Source organism: Microbacterium sp. bgisy189, assembly GCF_057707225.1.
In genome coordinates this window covers 16,446-37,095 of sequence record NZ_JBYIPT010000003.1, presented here as the reverse complement: position 1 = coordinate 37,095, position 20,650 = coordinate 16,446, and the positions used below count along the sequence as shown (strand labels likewise).

Here is a 20,650-nt window from a genome sequence, read left to right as displayed (position 1 = left end):
TCACATCGACCTGCCGCCAACAACGTCATGGCCAGCAACAGCTAGCAGGTCGGCGCGCGGGCGGCAAGGCCCTGGGCGGCCGGCCCGGCGTCGGCGATGATTCGAGCGAGCCCGAAGGAGCATCTTCCGGAAGGAGGGCCATGAAGCACCTGCACCTCGCCGGCCTCGATCTGCAGACCACCGACGACCTCGCCGACGCGACGCTGCGCTACGCGTTCGAACTCGGGCAGCGCGGCTCGTCGGATGTCGTCGAGATTCCGGGGGTCGTCGACGGACAGTTCGCCCGCTGCACGCTGCTGCTCAGCGGTGCCGGGGTCATGGCCACCGTCGCCCCCGCTCGCGGCAGACCGGACTCGCTCGACGGTGCCGATGAGGCGTGCGCCGACATCCGGCGACGACTCGGGGAGCTGTGGCCGGAGGTCACTTGAGAGCGGTCGTCAGCCCGTCGCCGACTCGACGTGCTCCTCGGTGAGTGTGATGCCGCCCGACGTGTTGGCCGAGTTGGCGAGCTCCTCGATCCACTGTCGGCTGAGGGTCGGCGGCTCGGTGTCGGCGAAGTCGAATTGCAGCGGGATCGCCGGGTGCAGCCAGATGCTCGATCGACCGACCGGTCCGCCATCGGTGTGCCGCCATGACAGCGTGAAGCTCTCGTTGCGACGGAGCTTGGTCGCGATGACGACCTTCAGATGTGCGAGGGCGCGATCCTCGATGTCGATCGGCAACGCCGATCCGCCGTAATAGAGTGTGCCCACGTCCGCTGACGCTACTACGTCACCGGCGACACTCCCGGTAGCCCCGACGAAGGATGTGCATGGGCAAGCTCACATATGAAGGCAACGTGTCGATCGACGTCGAAGACCGCACGCTGCTGCACCTCCAGGTCGTGATCGGTGCGAAGCTGCGCCGCGGCGAGGCGTTCCACTTCACGTGGCGCGACGACCCGAGCATCGGCGACGGGCGCACGACCGTGTGGGTGCACCCCCGGTCGTCGCTGGTCTACAAGTTCTACGGCAGCCGCACCCCGCGCCTGAACCGCGCATGGGTCGACGCGCTCGCGCAGACCGCGAACGCGCCCGGCGGACTGTTCATCGTGTCGGAGCCGCCCGAGCCCGCCGCCGGAGACGACCTCACGGGGGAGTGATCGTGTGAGCGAGCCCGCCGAGATGTCGGTCGCGCAGCGCACCCATACGTGGTTGCGGCTCTCGCTCGTGGGTGTCGTCGTGGTCGTCTTCGCGGCCGTCGCGGTCGAAAGCGTGCGCATCGGCGGCATCTTGCCCTCGGTCAGCCACTACTACTACTCGCCGGCACGCAATGCCCTCGTCGGTGCGCTGATCGCGGCATCCATGGCCTTGCTGGCGCTGTCGGGCCGCAACATCGAGTCGGCGCTGCTCGACCTGGCGGCACCGCTCGCGCCGCTGGTCGCGCTCGTTCCGACGCGTGTCGTGATCACCGACGTGCCCGGTGCGGTCGCGACCTGCCCCGCCGGACGGGACGAGTGCGTGCCGCAAGAGGTGATCCCGGATGTCGTCAACGGCGTCACCGTCTACCTCGCGGTGCTGGGCATCCTCGTCGTGACGGGCGTCGTGCGGGCGGTGAAGGCGGGGCCGTCGCAGCCCGGCGAATTCGGTCCGCGACGACGGATCACGGTCGCCGTCGTCGGTGGCGCCGTCGTCGGGGTCGGGGTGCTCGTCGCGGCGGTGATCCCCGCGGCGACCGGGCAGCCGCCGCTGCTCACGCTCGTGCACTTCGCGGCCGCAAGCCTCTTTCTGCTCGCGGTGGGGTCGGTCGCGATCCTCAATGCGTTCTGGCGCACCGACGCCCGCCAGGCGGCGGGGTGGGAGCGGGTCGTCTACATCGTGATCGCGACGCTGCTGCTGGTCGATCTGGCCGTCGCAGTGTGGGCGGTCTGGTTCGCGCCGGCCTCGACGGCCGTGTTCTGGGTCGAGATGGTCGCGCTGGTCCTCATCGCCGCCTTCTTCACCGTGCAGACGGTGCAGCGCCGCGGCGACGAAGACCCGCCGTCACTGCGGGCGCACGTGCAGCGACTCGCGCCGCTGCGCCCCTCGCTCAGAGCCAGCCGCGGCGCTTGAAGATCGCATAGAGACCGCCCGCGAAGGCGAGCATGAGCGCGATCGAGGCGGGATACCCCCAGGGCTGTTCGAGCTCGGGCATGTAGGTGAAGTTCATGCCGTAGACGGCCGCGATGAGACTCGGTGCGAAGATGATCGCCGCCCAGCTCGAGATCTTCTTCGACTGCTCGCTCTGCGCGAGCGCCGTCTCGGACAGGTTCTTCATCTCTTCGTTCTGCCGCTGCGCGACGAGCGTCGAATGCACCTGCAGCGCGTTCTGCAGCAGCTGCCGGAACCCCTCGCCGCGCTCGACGATGCGCAGAACATGGTCTTTCACGTCGCGCAGGTAGCGCTGCAGTTCGAGGTCGACCGCGTACTTCTCGAAGCCGCGTTCCAGCCCGTCGAACATGGCCACGAGGGGCCGCGTCGCTCGCTGGAACTCCATCACCTCGCTCGCCAGCGCGTAGATGCGCCGGGTCACTTCGGGGTCGCCCGAGAACAACTGCTCCTCGATCTCGTCGATGTCGTTCTCGAGCCCGGCGTCGACGGGTGCGTACTCGTCGACGACTTCGTCGAGCACGGCGTAAAGCACCGCCTCAGGCCCCTGCGCGAGGAGGTCGGCGGCCTCTTCGAGCCGCCGCCGTACGCGGGCGATGTCGGGCGACTCGGAGTGGCGGATCGTGATGGCGAAGTCGGGCCCGATGAACACGTGCAGTTCACCGAATTCGACCTGCTCGCGGTCATCGAGGTAGCGGGCGGGTCGCAGCACGACGAACAGGGTGGTGCCGTAGCGCTCGAGCTTCGCGCGCTGATGGCCCTTCTTCGCGTCTTCGACGGCGAGCGGATGCAGGTCGAACTCGCCCGCGAGGGCGTCGATCTCGGCATCCGTCGGCCGGTACAGGCCGATCCACGCGAACCCGCCGTGCGCGGCGCGGGTCTCGAACGTCTCGGTGAGCGAGGCGGGCGTCGCGACCCGCCTGCCCTCGCGGTAGATCGCATTGTCGACGACGGGCATGGCGGCAGTCTCGTCGGCTTCGCGCGCGGCGGCGTGCGGACACGCCGCCGCGCGAGCGCGTCAGAACGGGCTCGATCAGCTCGCGCGTCGGCTCGTGGAGTCAGCGGTCGCGCACGCCCGGCTGCCCCGTCGCGGTCGGAAACACGCCTGCAGACATGGTCGGCGTCGTCTGAGCGTGGCGCCTGCGCGTCGCGAGACTTCACGAATGTCACGTTTTGATCGTTCACAACGAGACATTTGTGAAGTCTCGCGGGCTATCAGCGGCGGCGGAACCAGCGGCGGCGCGGCGGGGGAGGCGTGGCCGGAGCGGGGGTGGATGTCGGGGCCCGGCGGGCGCGCCACGCGGCGACTTCGGCATCGACGTCGCGCAATGGGGTGACGACGGGCGGGCCGCCCTGCAGTTGACGACGGGCGTCGACCACGCGCCGGTTGAAGTCGTCGACGTACTCGCGCACCTGCTCCTCGCGGGTGAGCGCATCGACGCGCTCGTCGAACTCTGCGTGCTCGGTGCGCAGCAGCAGTGCCGGCGGTCCGAGCCCGGTGAGCTGCTCGGTCTGGATCTTGCGCCGGATCCACCAGTCCGGGTCGTGGTGGGTGCCGAGGCCTTCGAGGGGCTTTCCGGCACCGGGCAGGTCGTCGAAGTCGCCGCGCCGGATCGCCTGCTGGATCGCGGTCTCGACGTACATCGCGCGGTCGGCCGCTGTCGGGGTTCCCGCGGTGCCGCGCGGTTCGGCGGGTGCCTCATCGGGCTCGGCGAATCCGGCCTCGCGGGCGGCCTGCTCGGCGCGGTAGCGTGCCGCTTCGAGCTTCGCGTCGCGGTCGGCATCCATGCCTCAACGCTACGCCGCGTGGGATGGTTGAGGTTGCATGCGCAGTATGCATATACTCGGAAATTACATACTGCGTATGGGTGATGGGAGATGTGGATGTCGGTGCGACAGAGCCTGCTGGCGATCCTCGATCAGGGGCCGTGCTACGGCTATCAGCTGCGGGCGGAGTTCGACCGTCGCACGGGATCGACCTGGCCGCTGAATGTGGGGCAGATCTACAACACGCTCGACCGACTCGAGCGCGACGGGCTCGTCGAGAAGGGCGAGGTCGACGAGCAAGGCCACGTCTACTGGCAGATCACGGATGCCGGTCGCACCGAGGTGCGCACCTGGCTCGCCTCGCCGGTCGAACGCGCTCAGGGCACGCGCGACGAGCTCGCGATCAAGCTCGCACTGGCGGCCACACTGCCCGGCGTCGACGTCGCGCAGGTGATCCACACGCAGCGCATCTCGTCGCTGCGGCAGCTGCAAGAGCTCAATCGCGCCAAGTACGCCGGCAGCAACCCCGACGGCGCCGAAGAGCTCGCCTGGTCGCTCGTCGTCGACTCGATGATCTTCCAGGCCGAGGCCGAGATCCGCTGGCTTGACCACACCGAGGCCCGCCTCGCGCAGCATCCGCAGCACACGCTCGCACTCGAGCTCTCGACCGACCGGCCCAAGCGCGGCCGACCGGCGAAGGCGGATGCCGCGGTCGGCGGCGACGTGCAGGCCGGCGCATGACCGCGCCCGTGCTGCAGCTGGTAGGGGTGACACAGCAGTACGGCGAAGGCGCGACGAGCGTGTCGGCGCTGTCGGGCGTCGACCTGCAGGTCGACAAAGGCGAACTGGTCGCCATCATGGGCGCGTCGGGTTCGGGCAAGTCGACGCTGCTGTCGATCGCGGGCGGCCTGCAGAAGCCGACCACCGGCGAGGTGATCGTCGAAGGCACGTACCTGTCGACGGCATCCCCTCGCGAGCTGGCGGCGTTGCGCCGCCGATCCCTGGGCTTCGTGTTCCAGGACTTCAATCTCATCCCGACCCTCACGGCCCTCGAGAACGTGACGCTGCCGCTGGAGCTCGACGGCTTCCGAGCCCGCGCAGCGAGCCGTGCGGGTCGGGATGCCCTTGCCTCGGTCGGCCTCGAGGACAAGCTCGCCTCCTATCCCGATGACCTGTCGGGCGGGCAGCAGCAGCGGGTCGCGATCGCCCGCGCCGTCGTGGGCGGACGGCGACTCATCCTCGCCGACGAGCCGACCGGGGCGCTGGACTCGGTCACCGGTGAGGCGGTCATGAAGATGATCCGTACCCGCGTCGACCAGGGCGCCGCCGGCATCCTCGTCACGCACGAGGCACGCCACGCCGCGTGGGCCGACCGCATCGTGTTCCTGCGCGACGGTCGCATCGTCGACGAATCGCGCCGCGACGGCGCCGAGACGCTGCTGGCCGCACGATGACCGGGGTGCTGGAGCGGCCGAAGGCGGATGCCGCGGCCGTGTCATCGGGGGAGCGCAGGCGCATGCGCTCGAGGTTGCGGGTCGACCTGCGCCTTGCTCGCCGACAGGTGATGCGCACGAAGGGATCGAGCCTGCTGGTCGGGCTGCTCGTGGCGATCCCTGTCGCCGGCATGGTGGCGGCGGCGGTGTACTGGCAGAGTCACGTGCCCACCCGTGCGCAGGAGGTCGGTTTCGAGCTCGGCGGGATGGCCTCGCGCGTCGAGATCGTCGGCGGCGAAGACCCGAGCCGGTGGCAGGCGGTCGACTCGACCTGGGACTACGGCGTCGACTACGACCAGAACACCGGGCAACCGTTGAACCCCGAGCGGCCGATGCCGGAGAATCCCGACGGCGTCATCCCCGCAGCCAGCACCGTGTACCCGGTCGAGGAGTATGGCTCGGTCGTGGTCGAAACGGCGACCGGCATCGGCCGCGTCGATGTGACCGCAGGCGACGTCTGGGCGCCCGCGTTCGAAGGACGATTCGTCGATCGCACGGGCGAGACGCCCACCGGCCCCGACGAGGCGATGGTCACGCCGGGCCTACTCGACCGCCTCGGCGTCGGCATCGGCGCCGAGGTCGTGCTCACCGACGGTAGCCCGAGTTTCACGATCACCGGCACGATCCGCCGCGCCGACATGCGCCCGAGCGAGCAGATGCTGTTCCTGCCCGCGGCGGCGGGCGATGTGATCCAAGGGAACACGATCTGGTTCGTCGAGGACTGGCAACCGACCCTCGCCGAACTGGCGGATGCCAATGTCGCCGGCTTCATGATCTACGCGCGTGATTTCGCGCTCGACCCGCCCGCTGGTGCCCGAACGACCGAGTACCGGGCCGACACCCAGCAGGGGTGGGCGATGCTCGTCACGGGGTCGATCGTCGGGACCTTCGCCGGGTACCTTGTCGTGCTGCTCGCGGGCGCCGCGTTCGCGGTCGCCGCGCGCCGTCAGCAGCGCACCCTCGCCGTCGCCGGCAGCGTCGGCGCCGACAAACCCGACATCTTCCGCATCGTCGTGCTGCAGGGGACCGTGCTCGGGGTTGTGGGAGGTGTCGTCGGTGCCGCGGTCGGTGTCGGACTGGCCGCCGGGGTGATCGCCGCGACCGACGACGGTGCGGTCGGCGGGTTCTGGGGCGCGTGGGGGTTCAACGTTCCGTGGATGCTCGTCATCGGCATCCTCGTGTTCGCGACGGTCGTGGGGACGATCGCTGCGATCGCGCCGGCCCGCTCGGCGACGAACGGCGACGTGCTGGGCGCCCTGCGGGGCTCCCGGCGCCCAGCCACGCTCAACACGAAGCGCCCGCTCGCCGGGGTGGGCATGATCGTCGGCGGTCTCGCGGCCACCGTCGGATCGAGCCTGCTGCTCGTCGCACTCATGCAGTGGGCACCGCAGGACTACGGAAACCCACTGTGGATCGTGCTGCAGTTCGGGATCGTGCTCGGTCCGATCGTCTTTCAGATCGGGGTGCTCGTCGCGGGGCACTGGATCATCAGCATGATCGCGAAGGTGCTGTCACGACTCGGCCTGGCGGCCCGCATCGCGGCGCGGGATGCCGCGGCGAACCCCTCGCGCGTCGTGCCTGCGTTCGCGGCGATCGCCGCGTGTGTGTTCATCGCCTCGTTCGCACTCTCTGCGGTTGCGATCACGTCGGCGTCCAGCACGCGCAACTACTACTGGAGTGCGCCGCTCGGGTCGCTGTCGGTCAACATGTGGAGCGCGACCGGTGATGAGGACGCGGCTCTCGAGGTCGCCCGGGAGGTCGTCGCCACCTTCGACGCGGATGGCGCGGTTGTCGTCTCGGTGCCGAAGAATCCGGTGTGGGATGAAGACACGGGCGCTGCCGTCGATCCGGAGGCGCCGGTCTTCTCGATCGCCTGGCCCGAGGGTGAGCGATGCGCAGGATGCCTCGAACGGCAGTCGCTGGCAAACGGGCAGCTGTACATCGTCGAACCTGACGACGTGGTCGCACTGCTCGGGGCCGACGTTTCCACCGACGCGCTCGATGCGTACCGGAGCGGCGCAGCGCTTGCTGTTGGAGACGAGGCGGAGTACCTCGTGTCAGCGGCCGGCACGTTGTCGATCACGGAGTGGACGAGCGAGTCATCCGACGCATACCACGACGCTCTCGGCGACATGTGGAATGCGTCGAACGGCGGCGATCCGACCGACGCTCAGCTCGACGCCCTTCCGGGGCCGGATCGCGTCCATGCGGTCGACGCCGTCCATGTCGATCTCGGGTACCCGGTGCAGCACGGCACGCTCATCGCCCCCGAGACCGCCGAGGGCATCGGCATCGACCCGGCCCCCTCGACGCTCATCGCGCTCTTCGACGAGGTGCAGTCGACCGCCGATTACGACCGGATGATGGCGGAGGCCGAGAGTGCGCCCGTACCGGACGGCGCTTTGCACGCGTACCCCGAGCGTGGACCGGAATCGTCGGATCCGTGGCTGTGGCTCATCGCGGGCGCCGCCGTCGTGCTGGTGGTCGGCGCCGGTGCCGTCTGCCTCGGCCTCGCGCGCTTCGAGCGTCGACCCGACGACGCGACACTCACCGCAGTCGGCGGGAGCACCGGCATCCGTCGTCGCATCAACGCGTGGCAGGCGGCGATCATCGTGGGGATCGGTGCGGTCGTGGGGACGATCGCCGGTCAGATCCCGATGTGGGGCATCGCGCAGACGTCGACCTCGATCCGCTACTGGCAGGACGCGCCCTGGTTGTGGCTCGCCGTGCTGGCCGTCGGTCTGCCCGTGCTCGTGACGGTGGTGTCGTGGCTCGTGCCGCCGCGCAAGCCCGAGCTGACCCGCCGCACCGCGATCGCGTGATGGAATGGGGGCCACCCACCGGCGCAGGCCCCCATGTCAGCCGGCGCCCTCGTCACCGGCGCCTCGTCGGGGATCGGCGCAGCCACCGCGCTGCAGCGGCTCGGCTCGGCGCCCGAGCTCGTCGGCCGGCTGCTCGCCTGACCGGGCGAGCGTAGCCTCCCGTTCGTTCGCGCCCAACTGTCGCCCCGCCCCTGCACAGGCAGCACGACGGCGCGAATGAACCTGGCATCCATCTGTTCATTCGTGCCCAACTGCGCGCTGAGTTCCGCAGACCCAGCACTTCGGCGCGAGCGAACCGAACGCCCCGGCGTAGCCTCGGGAGCATGGATGAGAACGGGATGCTGATCACCTCCGCCGAACTGGCCGATGCGCTCGCCGGTGGCGCGCCGCCGCGGGTGCTCGATGTGCGGTGGCGGCTCGACCGGCCGGACGGGCGCCCCGAGTACGAGGCCGGCCACATCCCCGGCGCGGTGTACGTGTCGCTCGACGACGACCTCGCTGCTCACGGTGAGCCGACGGACGGCCGGCATCCGCTGCCCGCCGTCGCCGACCTGCAGGCCGCGGCGCGCAGGTGGGGGCTCGACGACGGCGACGAGGTGGTCGTCTACGACGACTGGTCGTCGTTCTCAGCCGCGCGGGCCTGGTGGGTGCTCACGGATGCCGGGGTCGCCCGGGTCCGCATCCTCGACGGCGGGCTCTCGGCGTGGCGCGCGGCCGGACTGCCGCTCGAGACCGGCGACGTGCAGGCTGCGCGCGGCGACATCAGCCTCGCACCCGGCCACCTGCCGCAACTGACCCCCGACGAGGCGGCCGAGCTTGCGGCATCCACCGGCACCCTGCTCGATGTGCGGGCGCCTGAGCGCTACCGCGGCGAAGTCGAGCCGATCGACCCGCGTGCGGGGCACGTGCCCGGCGCCGTCAACGCACCGACCGGTGGCAACCTCGACACCGACGGACGGTTCCTGACACCCGCCGCGCTGCGCGCCCGGTTCGAGGCCCTCGGTGTCGACGGCGCGGTCGGGGCGTACTGCGGGTCGGGGGTCACGGCATCCCACACCGTCTTCGCCCTTCGCCTGGCCGGCATCGACGCCGCCCTCTACCCCGGCTCGTGGAGCCAGTGGTCGAACCTGTCCGACCGCCCCGTCGCGACCGGCGCCACCCCCTGAGTCCACGATTCCAGCGCGAGTCACCCGCTCAGACGGGCGGACTCATGGTCGAAGCCCGGACTCACCGGCCAACGCACGGCGACGCGGCAAGATGGGCGCATGGGCAGCAGCGACACGAGCACGGCGCGGTGGGCGATTCTCGGGGCGGGCGGCATCAGCCGCGACTTCGCGGCGGGACTGCGGCATGCGCAGCGCGGTCGGCTGCATGCCGTCGGCGCGAGGGATGCCGCGGCTGCACGGGCGTTCGCCGACGAGCACGGCGCTGACATCGCCGGCACGTACGACGAGGTCATCGCGCGCGACGACATCGACGCGGTCTACATCGGCACGGTGCACACGACCCACGCCGAACTCGCGATCGCAGCGCTCGAGGCCGGCAAAGGCGTGCTGTGCGAGAAGCCGCTGACGGCAACCCCCGCCGACACCGACGCCGTGCTCGACGTCGCGGCGCGCACCGGGATGCCGCTGCTCGAAGCGTTCAAGTACCGTTTCGGTCCCTTCCCGACAGCGCTCGCCGAGCTGATCGCGGGCGGGGCGCTCGGCGCCGTGCAGCGGGTCGATGCCGAACTCGGGTTCGCGGCCGCCGAGCGCACGGGGCGCCTGTTCGACCCCGCGGTCGCGGGCGGGGCGATCCTCGACGTCGGCTGCTACCCGGTCTCGCTCGCCGTCGGTGTGGCGGCCTGGGCGGGCGCGCCGGTCGAGCAGGCGGCCGTGGTCGACGCGACAGGTGTGATCGGCCCGACGGGGGTCGACGAGACGGCGACCGCGTCCCTTCGGATCGGCGGCGTCGACGCGCACGTGCACACCTCGATCGTCGAGCCCACGCCCCGCGCCGCGCGGATCACGGGCGACGAGGCAGTGCTCGAGATCCCGAACGCGTGGGGGAGTCGCACCGCCAGCACCGACACCGCGACGCTGCGCCGCGCCGACGGGTCGGTCGAGACCCTCACGTTCGGCACCGTCGAGCCGATGGCGGCCGAGGCGGATGCCGTCATCCTCGCGCTGCTCGAAGGTCGCACCGAGGTCCCCGAAATGCCGTGGGTGCAGACGCGTGCCGTGGCCCGCCTGCTCGCCGACTGGCGCGCCGGACTCGGCTGAACCGTGTTCGGCTGAACCGCGCTCGACGGAACTGCGCTCGACCGGACCGACCCGCCAGGCGCCGTCAGGCGCGCGGCGCCGCCGTGGTGTCGCGCACGATGAGCCGGGGGCTCAGCTGCACGCGGTGTGCGGGGCGGTCGGGGTGAGCGATGCGCTTGGCGAGCAGGCCACCCCCAGCGAAGTGCAGGCGGCGCTCGGCCTCGGGCTCACCGGGCTGGAGGCGTTCCCCGCGCAGTGGCTCGGATCGGCGTGGTTCCGCCACATCCGCGGGCCGTTCCCGCAGGCGCGCTTCATCGCGACCGGCGGGATGGATGCCGGCTACGCCGCCGAGTTCCTCGATGCCGGTGTGCGGGTCGTCGCCGTCGGATCGGCGCTCGAGGACGAGACCCAGCTGCAGCAACTCGCCGGGCTGCTCGCCGCGCGCCGCGGCTGAGTGTCTGACCCGACCGCCCATCCACACCCGCCAGGATTGACGCATGACCCGTTTCGAGATCGGTGAGACCGACTTTCTGCTCGACGGCAGCCCCCACCGCATCCTCTCGGGGGCGCTGCATTACTTTCGTGTGCACCCCGGGCAGTGGGCCGACCGCATCCGCAAGGCCCGGCAGATGGGCCTCAACACGATCGAGACCTACGTCGCGTGGAACGCCCACGAGCCCGTGCGCGGGCAGTGGGATGCAACGGGTGCCAACGACCTCGCGGCCTTCCTCGACCTCGTCGCCGCCGAAGGCATGCACGCCATCGTGCGCCCGGGGCCGTACATCTGCGCCGAGTGGGCGAACGGCGGGCTGCCGGCCTGGCTGACCGCGATCCCGGGCATCGGCCTGCGCCGCTCCGAGCCGACGTACCTCGCCGAGGTGACGCGATACCTGCAGCGCGTGTACGAGATCGTCGCGCCGCGGCAGATCGACAACGGTGGACCCGTCATCCTCGTGCAGATCGAGAACGAATACGGCGCGTACGGCGCCGACAAGGCCTACCTCGCCGAACTCGTCCGCATCACGCGGGATGCCGGCATCACGGTGCCGCTGACGACGATCGACCAGCCCACGCCGCAGATGCTCGGCGACGGCTCGCTGCCCGAACTGCACAAGACCGGCTCATTCGGATCGCGCGCGACCGAACGGCTCGCGACGCTGCGCGAGCACCAGCCGACCGGGCCGCTCATGTGCGCCGAGTTCTGGGACGGCTGGTTCGACTGGTGGGGCGGCGTGCACCACACCACGACGCCCGCGGTCTCGGCCGCCGAACTCGAGAGCCTGCTCGCGGCGGGTGCGTCGGTGAACTTCTACATGTTCCACGGCGGCACCAACTTCGGCCTCACGAACGGCGCCAACCACAAGGGGCGTTACCTGCCGATCACGACGTCGTACGACTATTCGGCCCCGCTCGACGAGCGCGGCGGCCCCACCGACAAGTACTGGGCGTTCCGCGACGTCATCGCCCGATACGCCCCCGTGCCTGACGACGTGCCGCCCGCATCCGGCCCGGCACCGGCGCTCGAGGTCGAACTCGCCGACGTCGGCGACCTCATCGGCGACGTGCCCACCGACACGACGGTGCGAACCGTGCCGCCGACGTTCGAAGACCTCGCCTTCCCCGGTGCCCTCGTGCGCTACGAAGCGACCCTGCCCGCGGGCGACGGCGCACGCCGCTTCGAAGCCGGCGAGGTGCGCGATCGCGCGTGGATCGAGGTCGACGGCACGCCGGTCGGCGCCCTCTCGCGCACGCACGGTGAGCGCTCGCTGCCGATCCCGCCGGGTCGGACCCTGCGGGTGCTCGTCGAAGAGCAAGGCCGCGTCAACTACGACGAGCGCATCGGAGAGCCCAAGGGGCTCATCGGTCCCGTACGCGTTGGCGGTATCGAGCCGACCGAGTGGACGGCAACCCCGATCGACCTCGACGCCATCGCGGCCGCCGCGCTCGAAGCTGCGGCATCCGACGGGCCGGCGCGTGCCGGCCGCACCTGCCTGCGGGCCGCGTTCGATCTTGACGAGCCGGCCGACCTGTTCCTCGACACCACCGGATGGGGCACCGGCTACGCCGTCGTCAACGGCTTCGTGCTCGGCCGCTACAACCGCACTGGACCGCAGCGAACCCTGTACGTGCCCGCCCCGGCGACGAAGTCCGGCGCCAACACGCTGGTCGTCATCGAACTCGCCGACGCGCCCGACCCGGTCGCCCGCTTCGTGCCCGCGCCACTCCTCGGTCCCATCGAGGAGTAACCCGCCGTCCGGCGCGCCCCGCCTGGTACGCCCCGCGCGTGCCCCGCGCGTGCCGAACTCCTGAGTATTGGTCTCCGAGCCCCCGAAAGGCCCGGATTCTGGGCGCCCGGTGGCGAAAACTCATGAGTTACGCGCAAGGGGCGCTTGGCGATGTCGAGTCGAGGATGTCCGGGCATGTGTGGCCTGAGCGCTCTGGACAAGCCGCCACCGCGTGCCGAACTCCTGAGTTTTGGTCTCCGAGCCCCCGAAAGGCCCCGATTCTGGGTGCCCGGCGGCGAAAACTCAGGAGTTACGCGCAGGGCGTGAGTGGCCGCACCGGCCGCTAGCCTTGTCGATCATGAGCGAGACGACCGAGGCGGCCCCGCGCGCACGGGTGGGTGTGCGAGAGGTCGCGGCGGCGGCGGGCGTGTCGACGCAGACGGTGTCGCGCGTCATCAACGATCACCCGCACATCCGCCCCGAGACGCGCGAACGGGTCGAGGTCGCGATGGCCGAACTCGGTTATCGCGTCAACAACGCGGCCCGCGCGCTCGGCACTGCCACGACCCGCACGATCGGGGTGCTCGCGTCCGATTCCGATCTGTTCGGCCCGGCGGCGGGCATCGCGGCGCTCGAAGCGGCGGCCCGCGTGACGGGGCGATGGATCTCGACCGCGTACGCCGACGGCGCCGACACGGATGCCGTGGTCGCAGCGGCAGAGCATCTGCTGGTGCAGGGGGTCGACGGCATCGTCGTCGTCGCGCCCCACGCCGGCACGCTCGACCAGTTGGCGGCGGCGAAGCTCGGCGTGCCGCTCGTTTCGCTGCACGGCGACGCGAGTGGGCAATCGGCGGCCATCGCGCTCGCGGTCGATCACCTCGTCGAACAGGGGCACCGCCGCATCGCGCACCTGAGCGGGCCGGGCGCGTGGGTCGAAGCGGCCGCGCGTGCCGGCGGCGTCACGGCGGCGCTTGCACGGCACGGGCTCGAGCCCGGAGGGGTGTGGGAGGGTGATTGGTCGGCGCGTTCGGGCGCAGCGCTCGCCGCCCCGATCGCCGACGCGCTGCGCACACCGGACGCGCCGACCGCGATCGTCGCGGGCAACGACCAAATGGCGCTCGGGCTGGTCGCGGGGCTCGATGCCCTCGGCATCCGCGTGCCAGAGGACGTGAGCGTGACGGGCTTCGACGACAACCCCGACGCCGCGTTCTATCGTCCCGCGCTGACGACGGTACGACTCGACGTGGCGGGAGAGGCCCGGCGCTGCATCGAGGCGTTGACCTCCGGTGGTGCCGCGCCCGCCGCAGCCGAGGCGCGGCTCGTCGTGCGCGCCTCGACGGCACGGGCCTGATCGGTGCGGGCGGTCGTGCTGGCATCCACAGCGTGTTACCGGTAACATAGCTACGTCTTCACGGCACGAGACCAATGGAGGAACCCGTGACCCGCACCGACGACGTGCGCGAGGCGATCGCCGCAGGCCGCACGAGCCTCGGTATCGAGCTCGGCTCGACCCGCATCAAGGCCTGCCTCATCGGCGCCGACCCGTCAGATGTGCTCTCCGTCGGCGACCACGCGTGGGAGAACAGTTTCGAGAACCGGCTGTGGACCTACCCGATCGACGAGGTCTGGGCAGGACTTCAGGCCGCGTTCGCGGCACTGGCATCCGACGTCGCCGACCGCTACGGCGTGCCGCTGCGCACGGTCGGCGCCCTCGGTGTCTCGGCGATGATGCACGGCTACCTCGCATTCGATGCCTCAGGTGACCTGCTCGTGCCGTTCCGCACTTGGCGCAACACCAACACCGGTCCTGCCGCCGCCGAGCTCACCGATCTGCTCGGCGTGAACATTCCGCTGCGGTGGTCGATCGCGCACCTGCACCAGGCCGTCATCGACGGCGAGGCCCACGTGTCGCAGATCGCGAGCATCACGACCCTCGCCGGCTACGTGCACCGCGCGCTCACCGGCCGTCACGTGCTCGGGGTCGGCGACGCGTCTGGCATGTTCCCGATCGACTCTGCCACCGCCGACTACGACGCAGATCTCGTCGCCCGCTACGACGCCCACGCCGCCGGTCGCATCCCGGGCCTGCGCGACCTGCTGCCCCAGTCGTTGCCGGCCGGTGCGGATGCCGGCACGCTCACCGCCGAAGGGGCGGCGCTGCTCGATGCGACCGGAACGCTGCAGCCCGGCATCCCGCTGTGCCCGCCCGAGGGTGACGCCGGCACCGGCATGGTCGCCACGAACGCCGTCGCGCCCCGCACCGGCAACGTGAGCGCCGGCACCAGCATCTTCGCGATGGTCGTGCTCGAACGGCCGCTGACGCAGGTGCACCACGAACTCGACCTCGTCACCACGCCCGTCGGCGATGTCGTCGCGATGGTGCACTGCAACAACGGCGCCAGCGAGCTGGCCGCGTGGGTCAGCATGTTCACGCGGTTCGCCGAGGCCGTCGGCACCCCGGTCGGCGCGGATGCCGCGTACGACACGCTCTTCCGCGAAGCGCTCGCCGGCGACGCCGACGCGGGCGGACTGCTCGCCTACAACCACCTCGCCGGCGAGCCGATCGCGGGGCTCACCGAGGGGCGGCCGCTGTTCGTGCGCACGCCCGACAGCGCGTTCACGCTGGGCAATGCGATGCGCGCACAACTCTACGGCGTGTTCGGCACGCTCGCCCTCGGCATGGAGGTTCTCGCGGGGGAGGGCGTCGCCCTCGACCGGATGTATGCGCACGGCGGCATGTTCCGCACGGCCGGGATTGCGCAGCGGTTCCTGGCCGGAGCGCTCGACGCACCCGTGGCTGTCGGCGAGACGGCATCCGAGGGTGGCGCGTGGGGCATCGCGGTGCTCGCCTCGTACCTCGCGCACACCGACCGCCCCCTGCCTGTCTATCTCGACGAGACCGTGTTCGCGTCGGCGCCCGTCACCGTCGCCGACCCCGACCCTGCCGATGTCGCGGGCTTCGCCACCTACCTCACCCGCTACCGCGCCGGCCTCGCCGTCGAAGCCGCCGCCGTCTCCGCCCTCTGACCATGAAAGAAGACACGCCATGACGCTCACCACCAGCCTCGACCAGTACACGGTCTGGTTCGTCACCGGCAGCCAGAACCTCTACGGCGAAGAGACGCTGCGCCAGGTCGCCGAGCAGTCGCAGGCCGTCGCTGCCGGGCTCGCGGGGCTGCCGGTCAAGGTCGAGTGGATGCCGGTGCTGAAAGACGCCGACAGCATCCGCCGCCTGGCCCTCGACGCCAACGCGGATGACAGCGTCATCGGCGTGATCGCCTGGATGCACACGTTCAGCCCCGCGAAGATGTGGATCTCGGGCCTCGACGCGCTGCGCAAGCCGCTCCTGCACCTGCACACGCAGGCCAACGTCGAACTGCCGTGGGCAGACATCGACTTCGACTTCATGAACCTGAACCAGGCCGCGCACGGCGACCGCGAGTTCGGATACATCCAGACCCGCCTGGGCGTCTCGCGCAAGACGGTCGTGGGGCACGTGTCGAACCCGGCCGTCGTGCAGCAGATCGACGACTGGCAGCGCGCCGCCGCGGGTTGGCAGGCGGCCCGCACCCTGAAGCTCGCCCGCTTCGGTGACAACATGCGCTACGTCGCCGTCACCGAGGGTGACAAGACCGAGGCTGAGCTCGCGTTCGGCGTGCAGGTGAACACGTGGGGTGTGAACGACCTGGTCGAGGCGGTCGAGCAGGCATCGGATGCCGAGGTCGACGCGCTCGTGCGGGTCTACCTCGACGAATACGACGTCGCGCCCGAGCTGCTGCCCGGCGCCGAGCGACACCAGTCGCTGCGTGACGGCGCCGCGATCGAGCTGGGCCTGCGATCCTTCCTCGAAGCGGGCGGGTTCGGGGCGTTCACGACGACCTTTGAAGACCTGGGCGCGCTCAAGCAGCTGCCCGGCCTCGCGGTGCAGCGGCTGATGGCCGAGGGGTACGGGTTCGGCGCCGAGGGCGACTGGAAGACCGCCATCCTGGTGCGCGTCGCGAACGTCATGGGGGCGGGGCTGCCCGGCGGGGCGAGCCTCATGGAGGACTACACGTACGACCTCGCACCGGGTGACGAGAAGATCCTCGGCGCGCACATGCTCGAGGTCTCGCCGTCGCTGACCACCGAGCGCCCGCGTCTCGAGGTGCATCCGCTCGGCATCGGCGGCAAGGAAGACCCCGTCCGTCTGGTGTTCACCGCCGACCCCGGCCCCGCGCTGGTGGTGGCGATGAGCGACATGCGCGACCGGTTCCGCCTGGTCGCGAACGTCGTCGAGAACGTCACGAGCCCCGACCTGCCCAACCTGCCGGTGGGGCGCGCGGTGTGGAAGCCGGCGCCCGATTTCGCGACGAGCGCGGCGTGCTGGCTCGCCGCCGGGGCCGCGCACCATACGGTGATGACGACGGCCGTCGGCATCGAGGTGTTCCGCGACTTCGCCGAGATCGCGAAGACCGAACTCCTCGTCATCGACGACGACACGACCACGCGCTCGTTCCAGCGCGAACTGCGCTGGAACCAGGCCTACTACCGACTCGCCCAGGGATTTTGATGACACCGCTCTCCGGAACGCAGTACACACTCGAAGCAGGCGACTACCGCGCCGACATCGCCTCGGTGGGTGCGTCGCTGCGTACGCTCACCTTCCGCGGTCGCGATCTCGTCGTGCCGTTCCAGGCCGATGAGGTGCGGCCCGGTTCGCGGGGCGTGCTGCTCGCACCGTGGCCGAACCGTGTCGTCGACGGCAAGTACTCGTTCGACGGCGTGGACTACGTGCTGCCGCTGACGGAGCCGGCCCGGCAGCAGGCGCTGCACGGCTTCGTGATGTGGCAGGAGTTCACCCCGGTGGCGCAGTCGCAGACCGAGGTGACCCTCGCGACGGTGATCGAGCCGCGTCGGGAGTATCCGTGGCGCATCTTCCTCGAGACGACGTTCTCGCTCACCGCGGAGGGCCTCACCCAGTCGGTGCGCGCGTCGAACCTCAGCGCGTCGGCGGCCCCCTTCGGCACCGGCCCCCACCCGTACCTCGTGGGTGGCACGTCGCCGCTGGATGAGTGGACGCTCGAGCTGCCGGCATCCGATGTCATCGAGGTGACGCCCGACCGGCTCTCGCCGGTGGCGCTGCACGCAGCCGCAGACCTCGACGCCGAGCGGTTCGACTGGCGTGAGCAGCGGGTGCTGGGTGAGGTGAAGATCGACCACGCGTACACGGGGCTGACCCGCGACGCCGACGGCATGGCGACCGTCCGGGTGACCGACGCGTCGGGTTCGGGTGTCGCGATGACGTGGGATGCGCGGTGCCCGTGGGTGCAGATCCACACCGCCGACCTGCCGAACGGCCGTCAGCCGAACCGGGTCGGACTCGCTGTCGAGCCGATGACGTGTGCGCCCGACGCGTTCAACGACGCGAACTACCCGTTCGACACCGGTCTGCAGGTGCTGCAACCGGGTGCGAGCCTCGACGCCGGCTGGACGATCACCGCGATCTGAGTCGGGGCTCAGTGCCCGTCGTGCGTCTCGACCCGGTGCTCGGAGTGATCGGGCGCGGCAAGCCCCGCCTGCGTTGAACCGAGCGCCGGGGTCGCGATCGCGGCGACCGCGACGGCCGCGATGAGCACGCCGGGAACGGCTGAGCGGCTGCGCCGAGGGGTGGATGCCGCGCGCTCGCGCAGCGTCAGCCCTGCTGCCGCGGCGACGGCGAGCAGCAGCACGGCTGCGGCGCCGGCGGCGGGCAGCCCTTCGGTGCCGTTCGAGGCGGCCAGCAGCGCCACGAGGGCGACGAGCCCGGCGACGGCGCCGATCGTGGCTGCGGCCGGGCGCACCGGGCGACCGGCGGCGAGGGTCGCGACGCCCCACGCGATGGCTGCGACGGCCGCGATCAGCACAGCGACGCCCGACGCACGCAGGGCTGGATCTGCGGCGGTGACGGCGGACGCACCGAGCGCGCCGAGCACGAGGCCGGCGCCCCAGGCGGCGATCGCCGCCCAGGGGCGCACGGCGCCCGATGTCACCGTGGGAGCGGTCACGGTGCGTTCGCTCATGCCGCGACCGTGGTGCGCGTGGTCCGCTCGGCGCCGATGCCGACACCCAGCAGCACGAGGGCGCTGGCGAGGTGCAGGAAGTGGTCGAACGTGTTCAGGGCGAGCACGTTGAGCGCACTGTCGGCGATGAAGAACCCGACGACACCGAGCAGCAGGTAGGCGGCACCGACGATCGTGTTGACCGTTTTGGCGGCCCGTGGTGAGGCGAGTCCTGCGATGAGCAGGGCGGCGCCGATCAGCAGATGGGCGACGTTGTGCAGCGGGTTGACTTCGAAGATGCCGAGGAGCATGCCGCCCTCGGTGGCGATGAATCCGACGCCGCCGGTCACGGCGAAGCCGAGCAGACCGACGAGCAGGTAGACCGCGCCGAAGATCGTCGCGACGAGTCGGTTGGGAGACGTGCGCATGAGAAACCTCCTGGTTCGTGCGCGGCGTGTGCCGCGTCTGGAGGTTGTTCGCGCGGCCCGTCAGATCGGATTGCCCGCGAAGTGCCGGGTGAGCACGCGACGCCACTTGTTCGACGGCAGCGCGGGGTCGAGGGCTGCCATGCCGGTGCCGTACTTCGAGATGGATGCCGGGCGATGCCCGCCTCGCCACAGTGCACGATCGAGGGCGCCGGGGCGCTGACCGGACTTGGTTTCGACGATCACCGACCCGGGCAGTTCGATCGTGCTGCCGTCGGCGCCGATCCAGGTGAGGTCGACGTCGATCGTGCCGCGTGAGGCGTCGCCACCCGCCACCGCCGGCAGGAGCACGGTTGCGCGGCGGTAGCGGGTGACGAGCACCGGTTCGAGCCGCTCTGCGAGGTCGGCGGCACGGGGGATGCCGGCATCTGCCAGCAGGTCTCCGGCGTAGGTGACGGCGTCGTCGTCGAGGGTGTCGCCGTCGACGGGCACACGCTCTTTGACGGTGGCCGAGCGTCCGCCGCGGGTCTTCACTTCGAGGAACGACCCGCCGGAGTCGACGTAGGTGCGGGCGCGCACCTTGAACCGGCGGCGGCGGCCGCGTGCGGCACCGAGATAGCTGTCGAGCTCGGGGGTGTCGAAGTACTGCGACGCGTACTGCAGGGCGGTCGAGCCGTTGATGTCGAGCACTTCGGCGCCGACGGGCAGCTCGCTCAGCACGCCCGGCAGGCTCCGCATCGGAATGATGTACTTCCGGTCGACGCGGGTCTGCAGCTGGGCGGCACTGTTGAGGCCCTCGAGGTCGATGGTGCGCAGTTCGTCGAGGTGGGCGAGGGCGTTCATCGGGTCACCTCGAGCGTGGCGGCTGCGCGGGATGCCTGGCCTGCGGCGCTGGCGCCCGCGCGGGTCGCGGTGACCTCACCGACCTCGGCGACAGCGGGGGAGGAGGCGGCATCCGACCGGCTTCCCGCACGGGGCGCGCTGTAGCGGATGTCGACGAGGGTCGTGTCGGAGACGAGGTCGAGCGAGCGCACCGAGACGACGTGGGGGCGCACCCCGATGACGCGTTCGACGGCGTCGAAGAGTTCGGTCTCGTCGGTGTAGGCGCGGTCGAGCACGAGTGCCTGCTCGCGGGAGCGGCGCAGCAGCGCGGGGCTGTCGACGATCGCGATCACCGCGACGATGAGGGCGATCAGGCCGGCCGAGATGAGGGTGAGGGTGCCCGAGAGGCCCGCGATCAGACCGATCGCGAGCGATGCGAGGTAGTAGGCGACTTCGCTCTGCTCGATCTCTCGCGAGCGCAGTCGGATGATCGACAGCACGCCGAACAGGCCGAGGCCGAGGCCCGCGCTGACGGTCGAGGAGCCGAGCACCATCGACACGGCCAGCACGCCGACGTTGACGCCGACGAAGGCGATCGCGAGGTCACGCCGCCGATGGCGGGGGTAGTACACGCCGAAGGCGAGCAGGGCGATGGCGAGAAGGTCGAGGCCGATGATGGCGAACTGATCCATGAGAACTCCAGAGGTGAA

Annotated in this window: 21 protein-coding genes; 14 read left to right on the top strand and 7 right to left on the bottom strand. The window is 70.8% G+C overall.

Annotated features, from left to right (window positions below):
• The first annotated feature begins 140 nt into the window (after window positions 1-140).
• A complete protein-coding gene (locus AC3ENX_RS05485; protein ID WP_434810850.1) occupies window positions 141-428 on the top strand; it encodes a hypothetical protein in 288 nt (95 codons plus the stop codon).
• 9 nt (window positions 429-437) lie between these two features.
• Here the strand turns inward: AC3ENX_RS05485 and AC3ENX_RS05480 are convergent, their stop codons facing one another.
• Window positions 438-752: a DUF7882 family protein gene (locus AC3ENX_RS05480; protein ID WP_434810849.1), complete on the bottom strand. Its 315-nt coding sequence runs from the start codon at window positions 750-752 to the stop codon at window positions 438-440.
• Between the two features lie 59 nt (window positions 753-811).
• Here AC3ENX_RS05480 and AC3ENX_RS05475 point away from each other — a divergent pair, with 59 nt between their 5' ends.
• Entirely contained in the window at window positions 812-1,141 is a 330-nt protein-coding gene (locus AC3ENX_RS05475) for a DUF7882 family protein (protein WP_434810848.1), read from the top strand.
• A 4-nt stretch (window positions 1,142-1,145) separates the two neighbouring features.
• Window positions 1,146-2,090, top strand: coding sequence for a hypothetical protein (locus AC3ENX_RS05470; RefSeq protein ID WP_434810847.1), 945 nt, complete (start codon window positions 1,146-1,148; stop codon window positions 2,088-2,090).
• Here AC3ENX_RS05470 and AC3ENX_RS05465 read toward each other — a convergent pair.
• A complete protein-coding gene (locus tag AC3ENX_RS05465; protein ID WP_434810846.1) occupies window positions 2,068-3,084 on the bottom strand; it encodes a magnesium and cobalt transport protein CorA in 1,017 nt (338 codons plus the stop codon). The two genes, AC3ENX_RS05470 and AC3ENX_RS05465, sit on opposite strands and share 23 nt — an antisense overlap.
• A 257-nt stretch (window positions 3,085-3,341) precedes the next feature.
• Window positions 3,342-3,914: a DnaJ family domain-containing protein gene (locus AC3ENX_RS05460; protein WP_434810845.1), complete on the bottom strand. Its 573-nt coding sequence runs from the start codon at window positions 3,912-3,914 to the stop codon at window positions 3,342-3,344.
• Window positions 3,915-4,010: 96 nt separating this feature from the next.
• On the opposite strand from AC3ENX_RS05460, the gene AC3ENX_RS05455 reads away from it, so the two are divergent.
• The 11 genes from AC3ENX_RS05455 to AC3ENX_RS05405 all read left to right on the top strand — a co-directional run bounded on the left by AC3ENX_RS05455 (window position 4,011) and on the right by AC3ENX_RS05405 (window position 18,163).
• Window positions 4,011-4,634, top strand: a complete 624-nt coding sequence (locus AC3ENX_RS05455; RefSeq protein WP_434810844.1) for a PadR family transcriptional regulator — start codon at window positions 4,011-4,013, stop codon at window positions 4,632-4,634.
• Window positions 4,631-5,347, top strand: a complete 717-nt coding sequence (locus AC3ENX_RS05450) for an ABC transporter ATP-binding protein (protein WP_434810843.1) — start codon at window positions 4,631-4,633, stop codon at window positions 5,345-5,347. Before AC3ENX_RS05455 ends, AC3ENX_RS05450 begins: the two co-directional genes overlap by 4 nt.
• Window positions 5,344-8,208, top strand: coding sequence for an FtsX-like permease family protein (locus AC3ENX_RS05445; RefSeq protein ID WP_434810842.1), 2,865 nt, complete (start codon window positions 5,344-5,346; stop codon window positions 8,206-8,208). Before AC3ENX_RS05450 ends, AC3ENX_RS05445 begins: the two co-directional genes overlap by 4 nt.
• Window positions 8,209-8,531: 323 nt before the next feature.
• The gene (locus AC3ENX_RS05440; protein ID WP_434810841.1) at window positions 8,532-9,374 is read left to right on the top strand and encodes a sulfurtransferase; all 843 of its coding nucleotides are present in this window, start codon (window positions 8,532-8,534) and stop codon (window positions 9,372-9,374) included.
• Between the two features lie 99 nt (window positions 9,375-9,473).
• Window positions 9,474-10,472 carry a Gfo/Idh/MocA family protein gene (locus AC3ENX_RS05435; RefSeq protein WP_434810840.1) on the top strand — a complete coding sequence of 333 codons (999 nt, stop codon included), beginning with the start codon at window positions 9,474-9,476 and terminating at the stop codon, window positions 10,470-10,472.
• A 142-nt stretch (window positions 10,473-10,614) separates the two neighbouring features.
• Window positions 10,615-10,905, top strand: coding sequence for a hypothetical protein (locus tag AC3ENX_RS05430; RefSeq protein ID WP_434810839.1), 291 nt, complete (start codon window positions 10,615-10,617; stop codon window positions 10,903-10,905).
• Window positions 10,906-10,948: 43 nt separating this feature from the next.
• Window positions 10,949-12,697 (top strand): glycoside hydrolase family 35 protein, encoded by a 1,749-nt coding sequence (locus tag AC3ENX_RS05425; RefSeq protein WP_434810838.1) that lies wholly within the window; start codon window positions 10,949-10,951, stop codon window positions 12,695-12,697.
• Between the two features lie 337 nt (window positions 12,698-13,034).
• Complete coding sequence (locus tag AC3ENX_RS05420) at window positions 13,035-14,027, top strand: LacI family DNA-binding transcriptional regulator (protein ID WP_434810837.1); 993 nt, start codon at window positions 13,035-13,037, stop codon at window positions 14,025-14,027.
• Window positions 14,028-14,113: 86 nt separating this feature from the next.
• Window positions 14,114-15,703, top strand: a complete 1,590-nt coding sequence (locus tag AC3ENX_RS05415; protein WP_434810836.1) for a xylulokinase — start codon at window positions 14,114-14,116, stop codon at window positions 15,701-15,703.
• Between the two features lie 19 nt (window positions 15,704-15,722).
• The gene (araA, locus tag AC3ENX_RS05410) at window positions 15,723-17,225 is read left to right on the top strand and encodes an L-arabinose isomerase (RefSeq protein WP_434810835.1); all 1,503 of its coding nucleotides are present in this window, start codon (window positions 15,723-15,725) and stop codon (window positions 17,223-17,225) included.
• Window positions 17,225-18,163 carry an aldose 1-epimerase family protein gene (locus AC3ENX_RS05405; protein ID WP_434810834.1) on the top strand — a complete coding sequence of 313 codons (939 nt, stop codon included), beginning with the start codon at window positions 17,225-17,227 and terminating at the stop codon, window positions 18,161-18,163. Before araA ends, AC3ENX_RS05405 begins: the two co-directional genes overlap by 1 nt.
• Window positions 18,164-18,171: 8 nt before the next feature.
• Here AC3ENX_RS05405 and AC3ENX_RS05400 read toward each other — a convergent pair whose 3' ends face one another.
• Genes AC3ENX_RS05400 through AC3ENX_RS05385 form a run of 4 tightly spaced genes read right to left on the bottom strand, consistent with a single transcriptional unit; the run spans window position 18,172 to window position 20,632 of the window.
• Complete coding sequence (locus AC3ENX_RS05400; RefSeq protein WP_434810833.1) at window positions 18,172-18,714, bottom strand: hypothetical protein; 543 nt, start codon at window positions 18,712-18,714, stop codon at window positions 18,172-18,174.
• Window positions 18,711-19,121 (bottom strand): DUF4383 domain-containing protein, encoded by a 411-nt coding sequence (locus AC3ENX_RS05395; protein ID WP_434810832.1) that lies wholly within the window; start codon window positions 19,119-19,121, stop codon window positions 18,711-18,713. Before AC3ENX_RS05395 ends, AC3ENX_RS05400 begins: the two co-directional genes overlap by 4 nt.
• A 60-nt stretch (window positions 19,122-19,181) precedes the next feature.
• Complete coding sequence (locus AC3ENX_RS05390; RefSeq protein WP_434810831.1) at window positions 19,182-19,961, bottom strand: polyphosphate polymerase domain-containing protein; 780 nt, start codon at window positions 19,959-19,961, stop codon at window positions 19,182-19,184.
• Window positions 19,958-20,632, bottom strand: coding sequence for a DUF4956 domain-containing protein (locus tag AC3ENX_RS05385; RefSeq protein WP_434810830.1), 675 nt, complete (start codon window positions 20,630-20,632; stop codon window positions 19,958-19,960). The genes AC3ENX_RS05390 and AC3ENX_RS05385 overlap by 4 nt, the downstream gene beginning before the upstream one ends.
• Between the last annotated feature and the right edge of the window lie 18 nt (window positions 20,633-20,650).